The following is a 22,047-nucleotide window of genomic DNA, read 5'->3' as shown; positions in this document are numbered from 1 at the left end:
ATCATGCCCGAGTCTCCGCCTTGAGTCTTGCGATCCCGGGGCAAGCAACTGGAAACCACATCGCAGAAAGTGGCCCCTCGGGTTTAACGAAACTAGAGCGAATCTGAGGCTAGTTTGAATCCAGTTTTCGAAGCGCCGGCGAGCGGCGCCTGAGGCGTTACATGTATTCGGCTTCGTGCCAATCAGGAGGGCGGGATGGCTAAGACCGTCCTGATCGTGGAAGACAACGAGCTCAACATGAAGCTCTTCCGCGACCTGTTGGAAGCACATGGCTACCAGACTTCGGGCACCAGCAACGGCTACGAGGCGCTCGATCTGGTTCGCAAGATGCGGCCCGACCTCGTGCTGATGGATATCCAGTTGCCGCAGGTCTCAGGGCTGGAGGTGACGCGCTGGATCAAGGACGATCCGGAGCTGCGCACCATTCCCGTCGTCGCGGTCACGGCGTTCGCGATGAAGGGCGACGAAGAGCGCATCCGCGAGGGCGGCTGCGAGGCCTATTTGTCCAAGCCGATCTCGGTCGGCAAATTCATAGAGACGGTCCGGCGTTTTATCGGATAGGAAGTGAGTGCAAAGTGTCCGCGCGTATCCTCGTCGTCGATGACGTTCCTGCCAACGTCAAGCTGCTAGAGGCCCGTCTGTCCGCCGAATATTTCGACGTGATGACCGCCTCGAACGGCACCGAGGCGCTGGCGATCAGCCGCAGAGCCGAATGCGACATCATCCTGCTCGACGTGATGATGCCTGATATGGACGGCTTCGAAGTCTGCCGCCGCCTGAAGTCCGATCCGGCCACGCACCACATTCCCGTCGTGATGGTCACCGCGCTCGACAGCCCGTCCGACCGCAACCGCGGCCTCGAGGCCGGCGCCGACGATTTCCTCACCAAGCCCGTCTCCGACGTCGTGCTGATCGCGCGCGTGCGCTCGCTGACGCGGCTGAAGATGATGACCGATGAGCTGCGCATGCGCGCCATCACTTCGCTCGAGATCGGCATGCAGGCGCCCGAGCGCAGCGCTGTCGCCGATACCGGCAAGGGCGGCCGCATCCTCCTGGTCGACGACCGCGAGTCCTCCTATCAGCGGCTGGCGACGATCCTCGCCGCCGAGCACACCATCGACGTCGAGCCGAACCCGACGGAGGCGCTGTTCCACGCCGCCGAGGGCAATTACGACCTCCTGATCGTCTCGCTCGACCTCAACAATTTCGACGGTCTTCGGCTCTGCAGCCAGGCGCGCTCGCTGGAGCGCACGCGCCATGTGCCGATCCTGGCGATCGCGGACCCCGAGAATTCGACGCGGCTGCTCCGCGGCCTCGAGATCGGCGTCAACGACTATCTGCTGCGCCCCATCGACAAGACCGAGCTCCTGGCGCGCGCCCGCACCCAGATCCGCCGCCGCCGCTACACCGATCATTTGCGCGACAACGTGCAGAACTCGATCGAGATGGCGATCACCGACGCGCTCACCGGCCTGCACAATCGCCGCTACATGGAGAGCCATCTGGCAACGCTCGCCGAGCAGGCCGCGACCCGCGGCAAGCCCCTGGCGCTGATGATCCTGGACATCGACTACTTCAAGTCGATCAACGACAATTACGGCCACGATGCCGGCGACGACGTGCTGCGCGAGTTTGCGGTGCGGGTGCGCAAGTCGATCCGCGGCATTGATCTCGCCTGCCGCTACGGCGGCGAAGAGTTCGTCATCGTGATGCCGGAGACCGATCTCCACGTCGCCGGCATGGTCGCCGAGCGCCTGCGCCGCTCGATCGCGGGCGAGCCGTTCGCGATCCACAAGGGCACCAAGCGCATCGAGGTCACGATCTCGATCGGGCTCACCACGCTGGAGCAGAAGGGCGAGGCGGTCGCCGACGTCCTCAAGCGCGCCGACACCGCGCTGTACCGGGCGAAGCACGACGGCCGAAATCGCGTGGTGTCGCAGGCGGCATGAGGGCCGCCGCGACACAAATTGCGAAAACAACCCCATGCACAGTAGCCGGCGCTAGTCGGATCAAGGACTTGCGCGGGTGCGCGAGATGGCTCGCGCCGGGAGCGGCGACGTTTGACCCGTCGGGCAAAACAGGAGCATATTGGTAGGGTGGCGGCGGTCCTACAAACTCCGCTGTCATTCCCCGCGACCCGGCTACGCCAAGGCTTCGCCGGGGCTAAGATCTGGGGCGCCGAAGCTTTAGCGAAGGCGGCAGGCGGGGAATCCAGTACGCCGCGGCCTCTCAGTTCAATCACAACCGCCTCTGGAATACTGGATCACCCGCCTTCGCGGGTGATGACACCTGACGATACGGGTACAGCGGCTATTTCGCGCGCTTGCGCTCCCCCACATCCACGCCCGCATTCCGCAACAACACCGTCGCCGCTTCCTTCGCAGCCCGCGCCATCGCCGGGTCATCACGCACGAGGTCCTGCGCGATCGAGCCATCCACCAGCAGCACGAGCTGCGTTGCCAGCGCCTCCGCATCGGCAACGCCGAGCTCGGTCAGGCGGTCGCGAAACCAGAGGCGGCGGCTTTCCTTGAAGGCGATTGCGATCTTCTTCACGGCGCGATCCGAAGGCCCGAGCTCGGCCACCGCATTCACGAACGGGCAGCCGCGAAAGTCTTTCGCCGCAAAGCGCCGCTCCAGCGAATCGAAGGTGGCGAGAATCTGCTCGGCCGGCGGCTTGTCGGAAGGGCGCGCGCTTACGAAGCGACGCTCGAGGTAAGCCGCGATCAGCGCGTCCTTGGACGGGAAGTGGTTGTAGAGCGTGCGCTTGGAGATGCCGATCTCGGCCGCGATGGTGTCGACGCCGATGGCACGAATGCCTTGCAGATAGAACAGCTTGTCGGCGGTCTCGAGGATCCGCTCTTTCATCGTCTGTGAGGCAGGCGGGGGAGCCATGCAGAGCTAAGCGTCCTGTTCGCTTGACAGTAGCGGCCAACTATAGCCTAAGTACACAGGTCTGTGTAACCAAAATCATCGGCAAAAACAGACGACGGCTCGCGTGCCGCGCCCAAAAGGGAGAAGAAAAATGCCCCTGTTGCAGGTCCTGCGTCCGACATTGCCGATCCTGATCGGCGCCTCGATCATGCTGACGCTGAGCATGGGGCTGCGGCAGAGTCTCGGCATCTTCATGCAGCCGCTGACGCATGACATCCACATTTCGATCTCGGATTTCACGCTGGCGCTGGCGGTGCAGAACCTCGCCTGGGGCTTTTTGCAACCGCCCGCCGGCGCGCTGACGGTGCGCTACGGCTTTCGTCCGATCATGATCGTGGGCGCGCTGATGTACATTGCGGGGCTCGCCTTGATGGCGACCGCGAACGGGCTCGTCAGCATCATGATCGGCGGCGGCATCCTGATCGGGACGTCGCTGGCCTGCACCGCGGCCGCGATCGCGATGTCGGTGGCGGCGCGCGCGGTGCCGGAAACGGTGCGCTCGACCGTGCTCGGCATCGTCTCCGGCGCGGGCTCGCTCGGTGCGCTCCTGTCGGCGCCGATCGGGCAGATGCTCAACGAGGGCTTCGGCTGGCGCATCGGGCTTGCCGGCTTCGTCGTCATGTCGGTGCTGATGATCCCCGCGGCCTGGTATGCCGGGCGCGTCGACAAGATCCCGCTGCCGAAGCCGGCCGCCGATGACATCGGCGATGCCTCGGTGGCAACCGCGGCAAGGACGGCGTTCGGCAACGCGCCGTTCGTGGTGATGACCTGCGCCTATCTCGTCTGCGGCATGCAGCTCGTGTTCCTGACCACGCACCTGCCGTCTTATCTTGCGATCTGCGGCCTCGATCCGATGCTGAGCGCGCAGACGCTCGGCATGATCGGCGGCTTCAACGTGCTGGGCTCGCTGTTCTTCGGCTGGGCAGGCCAGCGCTGGAACAAGCTGGCGCTGCTGGGCGGGATCTACATCCTGCGCTCGCTCGCGCTCGCCTGGTACTTCATGCTGCCGGCGACGTCGTTCTCGACGCTGCTGTTCGGTGCGATCATGGGCTTCCTCTGGATGGGCGTCGGCCCGCTGGTCGCGGGCGCGGTCGCCGAGATGTTCGGCCTGCGCTGGCAGGCGATGATCCAGGGCCTCGCTTTCATGAGCCACCAGATCGGCAGTTTCCTCGGCGCCTACGGAGGCGGGGTGCTCTACGACGCGCTCGGCTCCTACACCATGGCCTGGCGCATCGGCGTGGCGCTCGGCCTTGCCGGCGGCATCGTGCAGGTGGCGTTCGCGCTGATCCGGCCGTCGCAGCCGCCGGCGCCGGTGTTGCGGACGGCGTAGGCGGGGCGTGTGGTCGCTTCGTCTGCTTGGTCGTGATGGGCCGCTTGTGACCCATTCCGAAAGTCGACTCGAAGAGAGCCTAAGCAAAGAACGGGTGGGGAGCGTCTCCCGTTCCTTTCGCCTTCATGACGGCGATGCACTCATCGATCTGCTGGTCGGACATGTTTAGTCCGAATTCGCCGCACAGCACGTCCCTGAACTCTCTCTCGGTCATCAGCCGGCGTTTCTCCGCGTGCCCGTCTGCGTCCCGGACGGTGACACGCGCGTTGTACATGGTGATCCGGCTCCTGTTGGGTCCCGGCTTTGCCACGATGATGTTGCCTTGGTACGGCGTGTCTGGATGTGTCGCCGTGTACCAGTTGGTGATCTCGTACTCGCCATCGTAGCGAGGATAAGGAATGACCCGGTAGATGTGCTGCCAGCCATGCTTGAGCCGCGCCTGGAGCGTCAGCTCGCCGCCAACATCGATGAAGCGCATGACCTCGTGGGGCGTCTCTTGTTCGATCTGCGGCACAAGCATCAGCGCGCAGGTCGGCGCGAGGTTGCCGAACCCGACATCTGCAAGATAAGTGCCCTCCGGCAGGTCCACTTTCAGCAACATGTGAATGGCCGGGCGCGGTGCGTCGATCTCCAGCCCGCGCACGACACGCCCTTGCAGGCTTGTGATCCTGTAGCCGAGCGACCGAAGTCCGGCTCGGAACAGCATGTTCTGTTCAAAGCAGTATCCGCCTCGCCCGCCGGCAATCATCTTCTGCTGGAGCGTAGGCACATCGAGCTTGGGCGGATGCCCGAGCATGATATCGAGCGTTTCGTATGGAATTGAATGCGAGTGTGCGAGAATGAGCTGATTCAAAGTCTCGAGCGTTGGCGCGAGCGACCCGTTATAGCCGATGCGCGCAAGCCAGGCCTTCTGATCGAGTTGAGTGTCGGACATCGCACGCACTCCGGGGGTCTGGTACGCCTATATTGGCATTCTTCGGCCCGTAGAGGAACACTGGCTAGGACGCCGCGACCTTCACCATCACCGAGACCGGCAGCGGAAGGCGCAGCCCCCGAGCCAGCGCCCGATGTCGCGAGGCCGGCTGCCTTTCCGGCAGTTGTCCGAAACACGCGAGAGCCTGCATCAGCGCGCTTCTGATACACCATGGCCTGGCGCATCGGCGTGGCGCTCGGCCTTGCCGGCGGCATCGTGCAGGTCGCGTTCGCGCTGATCCGGCCGTCGCAGCCGCCGGCCCCTGTGTTGCGGACGGCATAGGCGGGGCGTCGAGCGGCTCGCTCAGGCATCGCGGGTCGATCGCGCCGCGCTGGAGGACATTCCGCGCGTTGCCGGATGGTTGCGCGGTTGCCCGGCGGCCGAAGCGGCGTGATGAGCGACTGACGCTGCAGCCCACGCGTTGAACAGACACCTCAGACGCGCTGCCAGCAGCAGAACCTTCTTCCTTAGGGTCGGCGTCGTCGCGGACGGGAGGGATGCGAGCGCCTGCAGGGAGCCGCGCTGTGCCATGACGGCAAACCATCCGGCGCAATAGCGGTGCAGATGATCAGATGCGCGGATCATGAGGCATCTTCTCCGGTTGAACGATGATTGACCGGTCTTTAAACTCGACCGATCCCTCACGCTTGGCGGAGTTCTTCAGGACACGTTGGTTTTTTCCTGAGTTGGAGAGTGTTTCGACGACGACCGCGATAGGCGGTCAGCCTCGGCAAGGAAATGATAATGGTAATTAAATACCGTTTTTCGGATTTCGAGGTCGATCTAAGCCAGCAAGAGCTTCGACGTGAGGGGACGCCTGTCCATATTGAGCCTCAGGTCTTCGATCTCATCGTTCATCTGGTGCGCAACCACGAGCGGGTTGTGAGCAAGGACGAACTCATCGACATCGTGTGGAATGGCCGCATCATCTCCGAAGCGGCTTTTTCCAGCCGCATCAACGGCGCCCGGCGCGTGCTCGGCGACAACGGAACGGATCAGCTCTTCATCAGGACGCTGCATCGGCGCGGCTTTCGGTTCGTGGCTCAGGTCCATGCGATCGGCGGCTCTGATGCCGACGCAATCCGGCTTGCGCCGGATCACCGCGCGACGATCGACGTTCCGAAACAGGCACCGCTCTCCACCGACGTGTCCCATCTCGACGACGTCGTTTCGGAAGCGGTCAAGGCAGAGGCGAACTCACGTTCGTTCATCGCCGTGCTGCCGTTCACGAACATGTCGAGTGATCCGGAGAACGACTATTTCAGCTATGGATTGACGGAAGACATCATCCGGCTTCTCGCCCGCAACCGCTGGCTTTCCGTGATCTCGCGCCACTCGACGATCGGGTTTCAGGGGCGGGTCGTCGATGCACGCGACGTCGGCGCACAGCTCGGTGTGAGCTACGTCATGTCCGGCAGCGTTCGCAAGAGCCGCGATGTGGTGAGGATTACGGCGGAGCTGACCCGGGCCGCGGACGGGATGCAGCTTTGGTCCGACAAATACGAGCTTCAACTCGAGAATATCTTCGATATCCAGGAAGAGATGGCCAAGCAGATCGCCGCCACCATCGAACCTGAATTGTCGAAAGTGGAGCAGCAGCTCGCTGCACGAAAGGCGCCCGAAAGCCTCGACGCGTGGGACTGTTACCAGCGCGGCCTATGGAATCTCTGGCGATTCACCACGCCGGGATTCGACTCCGCCGAGGATTATTTTCAGCGTGCGATCGCGGCCGATCCCGGCTTCGCGCGTGGACACGGTGCGCTTGCCTACGTCAATATCCAGCGCGCGCTCTATGATGATCCGAAGATTCGGCCGGCGCGACTGGAGACCGCGTTGCGCCAGTCGCGTCTCGCAGTGACGCTCGATGAGCTCGACTGCTTTTGTCATTGCGCCCTTGGACGGGCGCTGTGCCTGACGCGCCAGAACGACGAGGCGCTGGCCGCCATCGACATGTCGCTGGACCTCAATCCGAGTTTTGCGCAGGGATATTTCGCGCAAGGGTTCAATCTGCTGTGGTGCGGGCGGGAGATCGAAGCCGAGGCGCTGCTTGATCGCGCGACGATGCTCAGTCCCCGCGACAGCCATCTCTGGAGCTTTCACCACGTTCGTTCGTGGACGCATTTCTCGCTCGAGGAATACGACATTGCGGTGGAGTTTGCGCGCAGGGCGACGCGGCAACCGAACGCCACGTATCGCGCTTATGCGACACTGGCGGCGTCCCTTGGCCGCCTGGATGAAAGGGTGCAGGCACGCGTGGCAACCGCTGAGCTGCTGCAACGCAAGCCGGACTACAGGATAGAGACGGCGCGGCAGGAGCTGTTCTTTTGCAACGATCAGGACTTCGTCGATCGTTTTGCTGACGGGCTGGCTGCTGCCGGTGTCACATAGGTCAACGGCGGGCGCCTGGCAGAGCACCGGTCAGGACGCCGCGACGTTCACCTTTGCCGGCACGGGCAGGGGAAGGCGCAGCCCCAGCCCGCGAGCCAACGCCGGGCGGCGCGATGCCGGCAGCCGCTTCGGCAGCCTCCCGAAACGTGAGAGGGTTTGCATCAAGGCCCATCTGACGGCCGGCTCGATCTTCGCGCAAATGAACCAGCAGGCGGTGCTGCGGACGGCGTAGGGCGAATCGCCGCGCCCCGATGCTCGTTTGATCTCGATCAACAGGCCGCCTTCCCGCTGACCTAGGGAAGGGGTTGCGTAGCCCCACTACGCGACCCACCAAAGCCGTCGGCTTCCCCAAGGGCTGGCGGCTTCCTTTTGCCCGGCTTCTCCGGGAAGGCCTTGGAAACGCTCCGGGTAATTGCTAGTTTTTCCCGAGTTTACTTCCGATCAATCTCGCCTCGCCGTGTTTGCCTAGCATGTGTTGAACCTTCAGGGAGGGGAACGATGCTGGTGAGGATCAATGCCGCACCCCGCATGCCGATCGACGGGCAGCTTGCCGCTCTGGCCGGTGAGGGGATGTCTTGCTGCGAATTCAGGTATCGCAGGGGCGCCGAGATTTTTGGCGAGCGCGAAGAGCCCGAATATGTCTACGAGATCATCTCAGGCGCCGTGCGCACCTACAAGCTTCTCCCGGACGGTCGCCGTCAGATCAATGCGTTCCACCTGGCCGGCGACATGTTCGGATTCGAAAATGAGACAATTCACCGTTTTACGGCTGAAGCGATCGTCGAAACCCATGTCCACCTGATGCGGTGCAGCAGCATTCTGGAGGCGGTGCGAAATGGAGGCGCGGGTACCAAGGACCTCATCAGGTTCGTCACCCAAAATCTTCAACACGCCGAGAGCCATTTGCTTCTCCTCGGCCGAAAGACATCGCTCGAGCGGGTAACGGCGTTCCTTCTCGAGATGGATGAACGGCTGCAGCATCCGGACGTGATGATCTTGCCGATGAATCGCCGCGACATCGCCGATTATCTCGGACTGACCCTGGAAACCGTGTCCCGGGCTCTCTCGATGCTTCGAGACGAAGGACTTCTGCGCTTTGACGGAAATACGCAGCGGCGGCTCGAACTGGTCGACCGCGACGCTCTCGCGAAGATCGACGCCTGACGGCCGCTTGCTCCAGCCTGGCAAGCTTCCCTAACGCCGGCGTTCGAGCGGCCGACGATGTTGCATTGCGTTAGCCTTAATGACCGCCAGTGGCCCATATCGGGCGTGGATCACGCCGCGGGTCTAGTGGTGGGGAGGACTGCAGTCCAGCTCCTTGATCCTCCCGGCGGCGTCAAACGCAAAAAGCGCACTCATGACGCCGGCACTGGTGACGTAGGAGAGAATGGTCCCGTCGTGCCAGGGATTGAGATCGTCCAGGGTGCCTGCCGGATATTCCCGGAGGCGATCGACCCAATAGGCTCGAAGCGCCTCGCGGCCGGTAATGGTCTTGACGCAGCCGCAGCCGCAGTGAACCACGGCATCGTCGGCATACATATCCAAGATCGTTTCGATATCGCCCGCGCGGTAAGCATCGAGCCAGTCAACCGCAACACCCATCGGGTCAAAGGACATATTTCTCACCTGCATGCCGTCAAAATCATACCGTCAAAACTTGCAATTTTTGATCGCGTTAACCCCGCTAAGCCTCTTTCTCCAAACGATTAATTGTATTTTAATACCCCACACCCGGCCCCGGCCATATGCCGAAGGACATAGAACCGGGGCGAGGCATATTTCATGTTGGACATTGCGAAGCAGGGGATATTTCAGCGCATCCGGCTCGTGATCGCAGATCGACAGCCGATCGTTCTGCAGGGACTGAAGTCGGTACTCGCGGCACAGCAGGACTTCGACATCGTCGCATCGTTCAGCGACGCGACAAGCTGCCTCGAAGCCATCAGGAAATTGACACCCGACGTCGCGCTGGTTGCCGACACCCTGCCGGATCTGACGATCTCCAAGATCCTCGCGATCGCGAAAGCCGAGAAGCTTTCCACGCGCCTGGTGTTCTTTACCGAGTACGACACCGACGAGGATCTGGCCGCGGCCATTGCTGTCGGCGCCTGCAGTGCAATTTCGAAGTATGCCTCTCCCGCCACGATGCTGCGATCACTGAGGCTGATGACGAAGAGCGGCGTGTCGCTGGAGCAGTCCGATCTCGCGCCAACCGGCAAGGAATTTGACGGCGGCAAAATTGAAAAGATGCTGGAGCTGCTGACGCACCGGGAACGTCAGATCGTTCGACTTGTGTCGGAGGGACTGTCGAACAAGGAGATCGCGCGCCAGCTCGACGTGTCCCATGGGACAGTCAAAGTCCACCTCTACAATATTTTCCAGAAGCTCGAGATCACCAACAGAACGGTGCTCGCGACCATCGCATTGTTGCAACGCGCCTCTGGCTTCGGCGCGCTCTCGCTGGCCCTTCTGGTGATCGCCGTTGCGGACGAACTCAAGGCGTCGGAAGCGAACGACGTGCTTCCGGATGACGACAGCATCGGCCACGCAGGCGGGCACGCCGAATATGAGCCCTGGAAAAAAGCCATCCTCCGGCACCGCATCGTCTGGGAATCCAGCGAGACGCAACCGCGCACCCAGAGAGACTTTCCTGCCAAGGAGGGCCAGGTCACGGACCCGGCGGCGGCAATGGAAGCGCTGCACACGGCCGAGCAGTCTGCAGGTCCGAAACCGTTGAAAGACCACGGTCCTGTTGGATCGAGCACGCCCAATCCTCCTGCGCTTTCGCTGCGAACCAACGACACACAGATTGGAGGTGACCCGGCGCCGGACCATCTCGTCCCGCGGCTTGCTTCCAATCCGATGTCGCTTCAGGGAGGGTATGGCACCTTCGCCACTCTCGCCGGTGCGTTGATCTACGCACTGCACGACCCCAATCTCGCCGCCGCACAGACGCATGACGCGGGTCATGCGTCGATCGACAGCTTCCTGGCGGTCACCGGAGAGAATGCGACTACGAACCTGGCCCCGATCAGCGATGCCGGGGCTCATCATGTCGACAACTCAGCCCCGGCTTTGCCTTCGCACGACTCCCACCCGCCTTCCGCGTTTGTGACCACTGGAAACGAAAGCGTCGCTGGAGAAGGCGATCGGGGCCAGATCAGTCATGGCGCTGAGGGTGATGCCGCGGGTGAGAACCTCCAAAAACCTGTTGGCTTGTTGGACTTCGGACAGGATGCCAGTGTTGGCGGATATAGCCGCGATCAACTGGTGGGCGGCAACGTCGATGAAAACGTTGTTCATCGCTCCTCGATCGATTCCAGTTCGACCTCTTCCGACGCTGTCTTTGATTTCGGATCCGGGGCGAGCAGGATCAATCTTGCGGCTTTCGGAGCGCTTGCCTGGCTGCATATGACAGCAGCAAGCAAGTCCATACCGCCACATACCCTTGCCTGGATCTACGACCCTGCAAGCAATGAAACGATCGTCTATGTCAATCCGACCGATCGTAGTCTCGATATCGGCGATCGCGGCCTGGTGGAAATCCATCTGCAGGGGATTGTATCCGTTGCGGAGCAGGATTTCGTCGGCCAGCCGGAGGGCGCCGCTGTTGCGATCACCCTGGAGCAGCTCGAAGCAGCGCTGATATCGGCGGCCGCAACCGATGAGACTGTCCTGAGTGCAGACAATGTCCATGCCATTGGCGGGGGAAGCGAGAGCACGCTCGAGACGGCTGGGGTCTGGAACATTCGGGCCGACGATGGCTTGAGGTTCCAGTTCGGACAGACCCGGACCGGCTCAGGGGCGTCGACGAGGTTCAGAAGCTCTGGCGACTCGGCGAATGCGACGGAAGAGAGCGATAGCGCGTCTGCGGTGTCGGCTCACGCATCATCAACCGGGCTTGTTCACAGCGTGACGGTTACGGCAGTTGAAAATCCCACATTGAAGAGTGGGCCGATCAATGCGGGCATCGGCGTTTCGTCGACTGGGCTGAACGAGATCATCCAACCGAGCGTGGTAACGGCCGACAGCGGTGGCCAGGGTAACTCCGAGCACGCTTCGGAGCAAGGATCTGAAAGGGCGGCGGCCACGGAGGCGACTGAAGCCGACACCAAACCGGGCAACGGCGTCGGCAATGGCGCCGAGCTTCACGCAGAGAAGACGGCAGAACCGGCCTCGGAACACGGCAACTCGGGGCACGATTCTCACTCACCCTCCGCAAACGCACCGGAGGCAGCCGAGGTCGTCGCGAGCGTCGCAACGGCCGATAAGGCGGGACGCGGTAACTCGCAGAACGCTTCGGAGCCAGAGTCTGCGAAGGCCGTAGCCAAGGAGTCGACTGTAGCTGGCTCCACACCGAGCAACGGCGTCGGCAACGACAAGACGACGGCAGAATCGGCCGACGAGAAACACGGCAAGTCGGGGCACGATTCACACTCACCCGCTGCAAACGCGCCGGAAGCAACCGAGGTCGCCGAATCGAGCGTCGCAACGGCCGATAAGGCGGGCCGCGGTAACTCGCAGCAGGCTTCGGAGCCAGAGTCTGAGAAGGCCGCAGCCACGGAGTCGACTGAAGCTGACTCCAAACCGGGCAACGGCGTCGGCAATGACAAGAAGACGGCCGAGGCGGCCGACGAGAAACACGGCAAGTCGGGGCACGATTCACACTCACCCGCTGCAAACGCGCCGGAAGCAGCCGAGGTCGCCGAATCGAGCGTCGCAACGGCCGATAAGGCGGGCCGCGGTAACCCGCAGCAGGCTTCGAAGCCGGAGTCTGCGAAGGCCGCAGCCGGGGAGTCGACTGAAGCTGACTCCACACCGGGCAACGGCGTCGGCAATGACAAGAAGACGGCCGAGACGGCCGACGTGGACCACGGCAACTCCGAGCACTCAAACTCTGCGAAGGTGGCTACCACGGAGACGACTGAAGCCGACTCCAAACCGGACAACGGTGTCGGCAATGACAAGAAGACGGCGGAGACGGCCGACGTGGAGCACGGCAATTCCGCACACCCAACCCCTGCAAACGCGCCGGAAGCAGCCGAGATCGTCGATCCGAGCGCCGCAACGGCCGACAGCGCAGGCCGCGGTAACTCGGAGCACGCTTCGGAGCCAGGGTCTGCAAAGGCGGCAGCCACGGAATTGACTGAAGCTGACTCCAAACCGGGCAACGGCGCCGAGCATCACGCTCTGGCCTCGGACGCTGCGAGCGCGTCAGCGGCAGAACCGGCCGTCGTGGAGCACGGCAATTCGGGGCACGATTTACCCCCGACCTCTGCAAACGCACCGGAAGCAGCCGAGATTGTCGAACCGAGCGTCGCAACCGGCGATGACGCCGGACGCGGAAACTCGCAGCACGCTTCAGAGTCAGGGTCCGCAAAGGCGGCAGCCACGGAATTGGCTGAGGCTGACTTCACACCGGGCAACGGCGTTGGCAATGGCGTCGAGCATCAAGCTCCGGACGCTGCGAACGCATCGGCGGCGGCGAAGACGGCAGAACCGGCCGTCGTGGAACACGGCAATTCAGGGCACGATTTACACTCAACCTCTGCAAACGCGCCGGAAGCGGCCGAGATCGTCGATCCCAGCGTCGCAACCGGCGGCATCACCGGAGGCGGAAACTCGCAGCAGGCTGCGCAATCCACTGCAACTGGATTAGAAGCCGCACTGCCGGCCAAAGCTGCGTCCGAGACCGTCGGCGCGGATCAAGAACTGGTATTCCGCTTCGACAGTGTGGCGACTCCTTCCACGCTCGTCGCGGTCGTTGAGCTCAATCATCCGCTCGATCCGCACGTTCCGCCCGGCCAGGACAAGCACCTCGAGATGGTCGTCCAAATAATCTCTAGCGCGCTGGACGACCACGCGGCCAACCACGGCAATAGCGGTGCGCATCATGCCGTTGGACATGCGGCTCATGACTTGCTGATTTGAAGCGTTGCATTGAGAGCGGACAAAATAAAACGGGGCCCGCAAGGGCCCCGCAAAACTCTTCAACGCTTCGCCGATCTTACTTGATCTTGGCTTCGCGGAATTCGACGTGCTTGCGCGCGACCGGGTCGTACTTCTTCTTGACCAGCTTGTCGGTCATGGTGCGCGAATTCTTCTTGGCGACGTAGTAGAAGCCGGTGTCGGCCGAGGACACGAGCTTGACCTTGATGGTGACCGCTTTGGCCATGTTCTGAACCTCAGAAAATTGGGGAATCTGGAGCCGGCCAAACGGCCCGCGTTGGCCGGCAACCTAGCCAGAAACCGCCTGATGTCAAGGTTTTAGGGGGCGAAAACCACTCAAATCGGCCCGATTAGGCCTCGAAGAAGCGGTTTTTCGGCCGCGGCAGGCCCAGATTCTCCCTCAAAGTGGCCCCTTCATACTCTTTGCGGAAAATCCCGCGCTTCTGCAGCTCCGGGACCACCTTGTCGACGAAATCGTCAAGGCCGGCGGGCAGGAACGGGAACATGATGTTGAATCCATCAGAGCCGCGCCCGACCAGCCATTCCTCCATCTGATCGGCGATGGTTTTGGCGGTGCCGACGAACGAAAGCCCGCCGTAGCCGCCGACGCGCTGGGCGAGCTGGCGCACGGTGAGCTTTTCGCGGGCGGCGAGATCGACCATGCGCTGGCGGCCGCTCTTGCTGGCGTTGGTCTCGGGGATCTCGGGGAGGGGACCATCGGGATCGAAGCCGGAGGCGTCGGTACCGAGGATGACGGACAGCGAGGCGATCGCGCTGTCGTAATGCACGCGGCTGTCGAGCAGGGCGCGCTTCTCCTTGGCTTCATCGACGCTGTCGCCGACCACGACGAAGGCGCCGGGCAGGATCTTGAGGTGTTCAGGATCGCGGCCGACCTTCTCCATGCGGCCCTTGATGTCGGCATAGAGCTTTTGGCCGTCGGCGAGGCTGCCGCCACCGGTGAACACGGCTTCCGCGGTTTCGGCGGCGAGCTGCCGGCCGTCCTCGGACGCGCCGGCCTGCACGATCACCGGCCAGCCCTGCACAGGGCGGGCGATGTTGAGGGGGCCGCGCACCTTCAGATATTTGCCGTTGTGGTCGAGCGTGTGCATTTTCGAGGGATCGAAGAACAGGCCGCTCTCGACGTCGCGCACGAAGGCGTCGTCGGCGAAGGAATCCCAGAGGCCCGTGACGACGTCGTAGAACTCGCGGGCGCGCTTGTAGCGCTCGGCATGCTCCATGTGGTCGTCGAGGCCGAAATTCAGCGCCGCGTCCGGGTTCGAGGTGGTGACGATATTCCAGCCGGCGCGGCCGCCGCTGAGATGGTCGAGCGAGGCGAAGCGGCGCGCGACGTGGTAGGGCTCGTCGAAAGTGGTCGAGCCCGTCGCGATCAGGCCGATGCGCTCGGTGACGGCCGACAGCGCCGACAGCAGCGTGAACGGCTCGAACGACGTCACGGTGTGGCTGCGCTTGAGCGCATTGATCGGCATGTTCAGCACGGCGAGGTGATCGGCCATGAAGAAGGCGTCGAACTTGCCGGCCTCGAGCTTTTGGATCAGCGTCTTGATGTGACCGAAATTGAAATTGGCGTCGGGCCAGGCCCCGGGATAGCGCCAGGCGCCGGTGTGGATGCTGATCGGGCGCATGAACGCGCCAAGCTTGAGTTGCCGTTGTGCCATCGCGCCGTATCCGTTCTGGGTGTCGTTCGCAAAGACATAGGGACGGTGGGGAACTTCGCCATTGGGGGAGGCGGGAAGAATTTTTTGTTTTTGAGTGTTATCGCAGCATGTTCGCGCCACGCTTTCCGCTGTCGTCCCGGACAAGCGCGAGCGCCGATCCGGGACCCATAACCACCGGATGTGGTTTTGCGAAGACACGTGGTTGCCAGCCCGCGCCACACGTCTGCCTGTGGCTGGGTCCCGGATCGGCGCGCGCTTGAGGCGCGCTTGTCCGGGACGACGAGCAGAGATGGGCGCCGCCGAATGACGACCTAACTCAAAATATCCTTCTGCATCTTGCCGCCGTAGAAATGGAAGAACGGCACCGGCGCATCGTGGCGCAGCGGGCCGGTGGCAAGGCGGCTGTCGAGCTCGTTGAGCACGTTGCGCGTCATCGGATGCAGATCGGCGAGCGGTTTTGACCCGAGCTCGACCCAGACCAGCTCGACCAGCTCCGCATCGGCGTGGATTACGCCCTCGACGCGATGGGTGACCGCGGAGGCATCGGCAGTGAAGAAGCGTGTGTCGAACCGCTTGACGCGGCCGGGCGGGGTGATCGCCCGCGCGATCAGGAACAGGCTGGAGGGATCGGGCAGCAGGCCTGCATCCGCAAACGGCTTCCACGGACCTTCGAGCCTGGCCTTGCCCTCCGCCTTGCGGCCGAGACAGAGGCCAGTCTCCTCGCAGGCCTCGCGGATCGCGGCGATCGCCAGCGATTTTGCGCGTGAGGCCGGAGTCTTCGGGCTGCCCTTGGCGAGATTGGCTTCCAGCTCCGCGGTGATGGGCGCAGCACAGGGCACGCGATGATCGTCCTTGTCGACGCGGCCGCCGGGGAAGACGAACTTTCCGGGCATGAACACCACCTTGTCGTGGCGCTTGCCTACCAGGACCTTTGGGATCGTGCCGCCGCGATCGACCAGGATCAGCGTCGCGGCATCCTTCGGGCGGAAGTAGGGATGATGGTCGGCTTCCTTGCCCTCGTGGATATTGGCTTTCTCTTCAGCCTGCGAAATATCCGTCATGTCCTCACCCAAACCGTTTTTTGCTTATTGCTTAGACCGGCGGAATACCATCCGGAGGGTTCTCGTCAAAGCCGTGCATGCGCAGAGCCCATTGCAAGCCGACCACGGCGCCCTTCACGGGCTGCAGCAGTCCGAGCGAGGCAAAGAACGTGAAGGGCAGATAGGCCGCGAAGCTGATCCAGACCGGCGTGGTGTAATTGGTCTCGATCCAGAGGACCGCGGGCACCACGATGTGGCCGACGATGACGATGACGAGATAGGCGGGCAGATCGTCGGCGCGATGCGGCGTGAAATCGAGGCCGCACTTGGCGCAATTGTCCGCCGTCTTCAGGAAGGCGCGGAACAGTTTTCCCTCGCCGCAGCGCGGGCAGCGGCCGCGAAAGCCGTGTTTCATCGCCGACCAGACGTCGCGCTTCTCGACGAGGCCGGTCTCGCGCGTCCAGATCTTTGGGGCCGTGCTCATCGTCACCACGCCTTGCCCTTCTTGCCCTTACCTTTTCTCTTGTTCTTGCCCTTCTTCCCCTTGCCGGACTTTTGCTTCTCCGGCTTGCGTCTTCTCTCCGGACTGCGTCCGGGATGCGCCTTGATCGACGGGCGGCGTTGTGGACCTGATAGCCGGCGGTCGCGCGGCGCGGTCTCGCTGGAGGACGACAGCAGCTCGAAGCGCAGCGCGCCCGCGATGGGAGCGGCTTCGATCAGACGGACGTCCACGACGTCGCCGAGCTGGTACATGGTGCGGCTGCGCGTGCCGACCAGGGCGTGACGGCCCTCGTCATAGTTGAAATATTCCGTGCCGAGGGATCGGATCGGGATCAATCCGTCGGCGCCGGTCTCGCTCAGCTTGACGAACAGGCCGGCGCGGGTGACGCCGGAGACGCGGCCCTGAAAGCTGGCCCCGATGCGGTCGGCGAGGTGATGGGCGATCAGGCGATCGACGGTCTCGCGCTCGGCCTTCATCGCGCGCCGTTCGGTGACCGAGATGTGGGCTGCGACCTCGCCGAGGCTTTCCGGCGTCTCGCTGTCAGGCAGGGCGCCTTCGCCGAGACCGAGCGCACGCACTAGCGCGCGGTGCACGACGAGGTCGGCGTAGCGGCGGATCGGCGAGGTGAAATGCGCGTAGCGGCGCAGGTTCAGGCCGAAGTGGCCGTAGTTCTCGGATGAGTACTCAGCCTGCGCCTGGGCGCGCAGCACCACCTCGCTGACCAGCGGGTAGTAATCATGGCCTTCGAGCTGTGCCAGCACGCGGTTGAACAGCGTCGGGCGCAGCGCGCCTGACTTCGCAAAGGGAACGTCGAGCGTCTCCAAAAATTCCGAGAGCGCGTGGACCTTCTCAAGCGTCGGCTCGTCATGCACGCGGTAGATCAGCGGGAGCGATTTCTTCTCCAGCATCTCGGCCGCCGCGACGTTGGCGAGGATCATGAACTCCTCGATCAGCTTGTGCGCGTCGAGACGCTCCGGGACGACGACGCGGTCGACCGTGCCGTCGCTCTTCAGGAGGATCTTGCGCTCGGGCAGATCGAGATTGAGCGGATCGCGCTCGTCGCGCGCGCGCTTGGCGCAGGCGTAGGCGGCATAGAGCGGCCTCAGGATCGGATCGAGCAGGGGGCCGGTGGTGTCGTCCGGCCGGCCGTCGATCGCGGCCTGCGCCTGCGCGTAGCTCAGCTTTGCGGCCGAGCGCATCAGGATGCGATGAAAACTGTGCGAGCGCTTGCGGCCGTCGGGGCCGAGCACCATGCGAACCACGAGCGCGCCGCGAGGCTCGCCCGGCACCAGCGAGCAGAGATTGTTGGAGATGCGTTCGGGCAGCATCGGCACGACGCGGTCGGGGAAATAGACCGAGTTGCCGCGGTCGAGCGCGTCGCGATCGAGCGCAGTGCCAGGGCGGACATAGAAGCTCACGTCGGCGATGGCGACGTTGACGATGAAGCCGCCCTTGTTGTTGGGATCATCGTCGGCTTGCGCATGCACCGCGTCGTCGTGATCCTTGGCGTCGGGCGGATCGATGGTGACGAGCGGGACGTCGCGCCAGTCCTCGCGTCCCCTGAGGTTGGCAGGCTCCGCCGCTTCCGCCTCGCGCTCGGCAGCAGAGGAGAATTGCAGCGGAATCTCGTGGGCGTAGATCGCGATCAGGCTGATCGCCTTCTCCGACTTGACCGAGCCGAGCTTCTCCTTGACCCGTCCGGAGGCGAGGCCAAAGCCGCGCGAGCGGACGATGTCGATGCTGACGAGGTCGCCGTCCTGCGCCCCTTGCGTGTCGGTCTTGGCGATGTTCAGCTCGCGGTCGGCGAACTTCTTGTCGACGGGGACGAGCCGTCCGCCGCCTTCGGGAAGGCTGCGGAAGACGCCGAGGATGCGGCTCTTGGCCTTGTCGATGACCTTGATGATGCGGCCGCGATAGGCGGGGCCTTCGTCATCGTCGCTGCGCTCGACGCGCAGCAGGGCGCGGTCGCCGACGCCGGCGGCGGTGCCGGGCTTGGGCCGGCGCGGCATCTCGATGAGGATTTTGGGCGGCTCGCCGCTCTCGACCTCGTCCCATTCGGCGGGCGAGGCGATCAATTCGCCGTCGGAGTCGCGGCCGGTAATGTCGGCGAGCAGCGTGGGCGGCAGCGCGTCCGGCTCGGAGACCTTGTGGCGCTTCTTCTTGATGATCCCGTCGTCGGCGAGCTCGCGCAGCATGCGCTTGAGCTCGACGCGATCGGCGTTCTTCAGGCCGAACTCGCGCGCAATTTCGCGAGTCCCGACCTTTCCCGGATTTGCCTTGATGAAGGCGACGATGGCTTGCCTGTCGGGAAAGCCACGGTCTTTCTTTGGTTTCACTTAACCTCTAATTCTTGCCGGCACTCTTCTTGGCCGGAGCCTTGGTGGCGGCGGCCTTGGTCGGCGACGTCTTTGCGGTCGTCGACACGGCGGCGCGCGCCTTGCTGGTGGATTCGGATTTGGTTTTGGCCGCGGCTTTCTTCGCGGCCGGCTTTTTCGGCTTTGGCGCGGTATCCTCGCCGTCGGCCTTCTCTACAGCCTTCTTGGCCTTGGCGGGCTTTGCAGCCTTCTTCGCCTTGGTCTTGCCGCCGCCCTTGGCCGCGCGCTCGTCGATCAGCGCGATCGCCTGCGGCAGCGTGATGGCGTCCTTCTCGAACTCGGCGGGGATCGTCGCGTTGACGCCGCCGGCCGTGACATAGGCGCCGTAGCGGCCGCTCTTCACGGTGACGGTGCCGAGCGTCGGATGGTCGCCGATCGCCTTGCCGGGATCGGCGCCGAAGCGGCGGCTCGGCCCCTTGGCGACCTTCTCCGCGATCAATGTCACGGCGCGGTTGAGGCCGATGTCGAAGACCTCGTCGCCGGCCTCTAAGCTTGCATAGGTCTTCTCGTGCTTCACGAACGGCCCAAAGCGGCCGAGGCCCGCCGTGATCGGCTGGCCGGTCTCCGGATGCTTGCCGATCTCGCGCGGCAGCGACAGCAGCTTCAGCGCAAGCTCGAGCTCGATATCGCTGGGCGAGGTGCCCTTCGGGATGCCTGCGCGCTTCGGCTTCTCGCCTTCCTCATAATCCTTCTGCTCGCCGAGCTGGATGTAGGGGCCGAAGCGGCCGGCCTTGACCCAGACATCGCGACCCGTATCCGGGTCCTGGCCGAGCGAACGGTCGGCCGTCGCCTCGCCATCGGCGGCAAGCTGACGGGTGTAGCGGCATTCCGGATAGTTCGAGCAGCCGACGAAGGCGCCGAACTTGCCGGCCTTCAGATTCAGCCGGCCGGTGCCGCAGTTCGGGCACTGGCGGACGTCGCCGCCATCGGCGCGGGCGGGGTAGATGTGCGGCCCCAGCATCTCGTCGAGCACGTCGAGGACCTGCGCGACGCGCAGGTCCTTGATGTCGTCGACGGCGCCGATGAAGTCGCGCCAGAAGTCCTTCAGCACCTGCTGCCAGGAGATCTCGTTGTTGGAGATACGGTCGAGCTGCTCTTCGAGGCCGGCCGTGAAATCGTATTCGACGTAGCGGCTGAAGAAGCTCTCCAGGAACGCGATCACGACGCGTCCCTTGTCCTCGCCGTGCAGGCGCTTCTTCTCCAGCTTGACGTAGCCGCGGTCCTTCAGGACCTGGAGGATCGAGGCATAGGTCGAGGGACGGCCGATGCCGAGCTCTTCCATGCGCTTGACCAGCGAAGCTTCCGAGAAGCGCGGCGGCGGCTCGGTGAAGTGCTGGGTGACGGCGAGCGACTGCCGCTTCAACGCTTCGCCGGCGCTCATGCCGGGTAGGCGGCGGGAATCCTCGTCCTCCTCGTCGTCGCGGCCTTCCTGGTAGAGCGCGAGGAAGCCGTCGAACTTCACGACCTGGCCGGTGGCGCGCAGCTCAAGCGTCCGGCCGCCGGCCTTCGCGGTGATGTCCACGGTGGTGCGCTCGAGCTCGGCCGCTTCCATTTGGCTGGCGATGGTGCGCTTCCAGATCAGCTCATAGAGCCGGGCCTGATCGGCATCGAGCTTGCGGCTCATGCTGTCGGGACGGCGGGAGAGATCGGTCGGGCGGATCGCTTCGTGCGCTTCCTGGGCGTTCTTGGCCTTGGCCTGGTACTGGCGCGGCGCGTCCGGCACGTAGGCGTTGCCGTAATCCTCGCCGATCACCTTGCGCGCCTGGGTGATCGCCTCGGGCGCGATCTGCACGCCGTCGGTACGCATATAAGTAATGAGTCCGGTGGTCTCGCCGCCGATGTCGATGCCCTCATAAAGGCGCTGGGCGATGCGCATGGTGTGCGCCGGGGCAAAGCCGTATTTGCGGCTGGCTTCCTGCTGCAGCGTCGAGGTGGTGAACGGCGCCTGCGGATTGCGGCGGGCCGGTTTGGCATCGACCGAGGTCACGGCGTAGGCGGCCGCTTCCAGCGCCTTCTTGAAGTCTTCGGCCTCAGTGCCGGTGCCGATGTCGAGGCGCTGGATCTTCTTGCCGTCGGCGCCGACGAGGCGGGCCTCGAAGGCATCGCCGCGCGGGGTGAGCAGGGTCGCAATCAGCGACCAATATTCGCGCGGCACGAACTTCTCGATCTCGAGCTCGCGGTCGCAGACGAGGCGGAGCGCCACCGACTGCACGCGGCCGGCCGAGCGGGCGCCCGGCAGCTTGCGCCACAGCACGGGGGAGAGGGTGAAGCCGACCAGATAGTCCAGCGCCCGGCGCGCCATATAGGCGTCGACCAGCGCACCGTCGATCTCGCGCGGATGCTTCATCGCGTCCGTGACGGCCTGCTTGGTGATGGCGTTGAACACCACGCGCTCGATCTTCTGATCCTTCAGCGCCCGCTTTTCCTTCATCACCTCCAGCACGTGCCAGGAGATGGCCTCGCCCTCGCGATCGGGGTCGGTCGCCAGAATCAGGCGGTCAGCGCCCTTCAGGGACCTCGCAATATCATTGAGCCGGCCGGCCGCCTTGGGGTCGACCTCCCAGATCATCTTGAAATTGGCGTCGGGATCGACGGAACCGTTCTTCGCCGGGAGATCGCGGACATGGCCGAACGAGGCCAGAACCTCATAGGACGAGCCCAGATACTTGTTGATCGTCTTGGCTTTCGCCGGCGACTCCACAATGACGATATTCATTTAGTTCCAGTGGCTTACGGGAAAATCTCAGGCCGAAAACGAAAGGACTCGGGTCGGCCGTTTCGACCCGAACATGGGTGGTGAGGCGGCCCCTGTCAAATCGAGGGGTGTTGAAAGCGCTCCGAATGGGAAAAGTTTCATATCGAGAAAGTTGCAAAGTACCACCT

At 63.6% G+C, this 22,047-nt stretch carries 16 protein-coding genes; 6 read left to right on the top strand and 10 right to left on the bottom strand.

Features of this window, described 5'->3' with window-relative positions; all coding sequences use genetic code 11:
* The first annotated feature begins 195 nt into the window (after positions 1–195).
* Complete coding sequence (locus ACVJ19_RS33340; protein WP_027553080.1) at positions 196–561, top strand: response regulator; 366 nt, start codon at positions 196–198, stop codon at positions 559–561.
* 14 nt (positions 562–575) lie between these two features.
* Positions 576–1,949: a PleD family two-component system response regulator gene (locus ACVJ19_RS33335; RefSeq protein ID WP_453953337.1), complete on the top strand. Its 1,374-nt coding sequence runs from the start codon at positions 576–578 to the stop codon at positions 1,947–1,949.
* Between the two features lie 361 nt (positions 1,950–2,310).
* On the opposite strand, the gene ACVJ19_RS33330 is transcribed toward ACVJ19_RS33335, so the two are convergent.
* Positions 2,311–2,892 carry a TetR/AcrR family transcriptional regulator gene (locus ACVJ19_RS33330; RefSeq protein ID WP_453953336.1) on the bottom strand — a complete coding sequence of 194 codons (582 nt, stop codon included), beginning with the start codon at positions 2,890–2,892 and terminating at the stop codon, positions 2,311–2,313.
* Positions 2,893–3,022: 130 nt separating this feature from the next.
* Here ACVJ19_RS33330 and ACVJ19_RS33325 point away from each other — a divergent pair, with 130 nt between their 5' ends.
* Complete coding sequence (locus ACVJ19_RS33325; protein ID WP_453953335.1) at positions 3,023–4,261, top strand: MFS transporter; 1,239 nt, start codon at positions 3,023–3,025, stop codon at positions 4,259–4,261.
* Positions 4,262–4,340: 79 nt separating this feature from the next.
* Here the strand turns inward: ACVJ19_RS33325 and ACVJ19_RS33320 are convergent, their stop codons facing one another.
* Complete coding sequence (locus ACVJ19_RS33320) at positions 4,341–5,195, bottom strand: arylamine N-acetyltransferase family protein (RefSeq protein WP_453953334.1); 855 nt, start codon at positions 5,193–5,195, stop codon at positions 4,341–4,343.
* Between the two features lie 783 nt (positions 5,196–5,978).
* Here ACVJ19_RS33320 and ACVJ19_RS33315 point away from each other — a divergent pair.
* Positions 5,979–7,622, top strand: a complete 1,644-nt coding sequence (locus ACVJ19_RS33315; RefSeq protein WP_453953333.1) for a winged helix-turn-helix domain-containing tetratricopeptide repeat protein — start codon at positions 5,979–5,981, stop codon at positions 7,620–7,622.
* A 30-nt stretch (positions 7,623–7,652) separates the two neighbouring features.
* Here the strand turns inward: ACVJ19_RS33315 and ACVJ19_RS33310 are convergent, their stop codons facing one another.
* On the bottom strand, positions 7,653–7,895 hold the full coding sequence (locus ACVJ19_RS33310) for a hypothetical protein (protein ID WP_453953332.1): 243 nt from the start codon (positions 7,893–7,895) through the stop codon (positions 7,653–7,655).
* Positions 7,896–8,120: 225 nt separating this feature from the next.
* Between ACVJ19_RS33310 and ACVJ19_RS33305 the strand changes: the two genes are divergently transcribed.
* Positions 8,121–8,786, top strand: coding sequence for a helix-turn-helix domain-containing protein (locus ACVJ19_RS33305; protein ID WP_453953331.1), 666 nt, complete (start codon positions 8,121–8,123; stop codon positions 8,784–8,786).
* A gap of 123 nt (positions 8,787–8,909) precedes the next feature.
* On the opposite strand, the gene ACVJ19_RS33300 is transcribed toward ACVJ19_RS33305, so the two are convergent.
* Positions 8,910–9,239: a nuclear transport factor 2 family protein gene (locus ACVJ19_RS33300; RefSeq protein WP_439368630.1), complete on the bottom strand. Its 330-nt coding sequence runs from the start codon at positions 9,237–9,239 to the stop codon at positions 8,910–8,912.
* A 165-nt stretch (positions 9,240–9,404) separates the two neighbouring features.
* Here ACVJ19_RS33300 and ACVJ19_RS33295 point away from each other — a divergent pair, with 165 nt between their 5' ends.
* The gene (locus ACVJ19_RS33295) at positions 9,405–13,553 is read left to right on the top strand and encodes a response regulator transcription factor (RefSeq protein WP_453953330.1); all 4,149 of its coding nucleotides are present in this window, start codon (positions 9,405–9,407) and stop codon (positions 13,551–13,553) included.
* Positions 13,554–13,629: 76 nt separating this feature from the next.
* On the opposite strand, the gene rpmG is transcribed toward ACVJ19_RS33295, so the two are convergent.
* The 6 genes from rpmG to topA all read right to left on the bottom strand — a co-directional run bounded on the left by rpmG (position 13,630) and on the right by topA (position 21,880).
* Complete coding sequence (gene rpmG, locus ACVJ19_RS33290; protein WP_007603295.1) at positions 13,630–13,797, bottom strand: 50S ribosomal protein L33; 168 nt, start codon at positions 13,795–13,797, stop codon at positions 13,630–13,632.
* Positions 13,798–13,921: 124 nt separating this feature from the next.
* A complete protein-coding gene (locus ACVJ19_RS33285) occupies positions 13,922–15,247 on the bottom strand; it encodes an LLM class flavin-dependent oxidoreductase (RefSeq protein WP_453953329.1) in 1,326 nt (441 codons plus the stop codon).
* Positions 15,248–15,558: 311 nt separating this feature from the next.
* A complete protein-coding gene (locus ACVJ19_RS33280) occupies positions 15,559–16,308 on the bottom strand; it encodes an NUDIX hydrolase (protein ID WP_453953328.1) in 750 nt (249 codons plus the stop codon).
* Positions 16,309–16,339: 31 nt separating this feature from the next.
* Entirely contained in the window at positions 16,340–16,780 is a 441-nt protein-coding gene (locus ACVJ19_RS33275) for a DUF983 domain-containing protein (RefSeq protein WP_453953327.1), read from the bottom strand.
* Positions 16,774–19,125: a ribonuclease R gene (rnr, locus tag ACVJ19_RS33270; protein WP_453953326.1), complete on the bottom strand. Its 2,352-nt coding sequence runs from the start codon at positions 19,123–19,125 to the stop codon at positions 16,774–16,776. Before rnr ends, ACVJ19_RS33275 begins: the two co-directional genes overlap by 7 nt.
* Positions 19,126–19,132: 7 nt before the next feature.
* The gene (gene topA, locus ACVJ19_RS33265; RefSeq protein ID WP_453953325.1) at positions 19,133–21,880 is read right to left on the bottom strand and encodes a type I DNA topoisomerase; all 2,748 of its coding nucleotides are present in this window, start codon (positions 21,878–21,880) and stop codon (positions 19,133–19,135) included.
* Between the last annotated feature and the right edge of the window lie 167 nt (positions 21,881–22,047).

The organism is Bradyrhizobium sp. USDA 376 (assembly GCF_054063675.1).
This window is presented reverse-complemented; position numbering and strand designations above follow the sequence as displayed.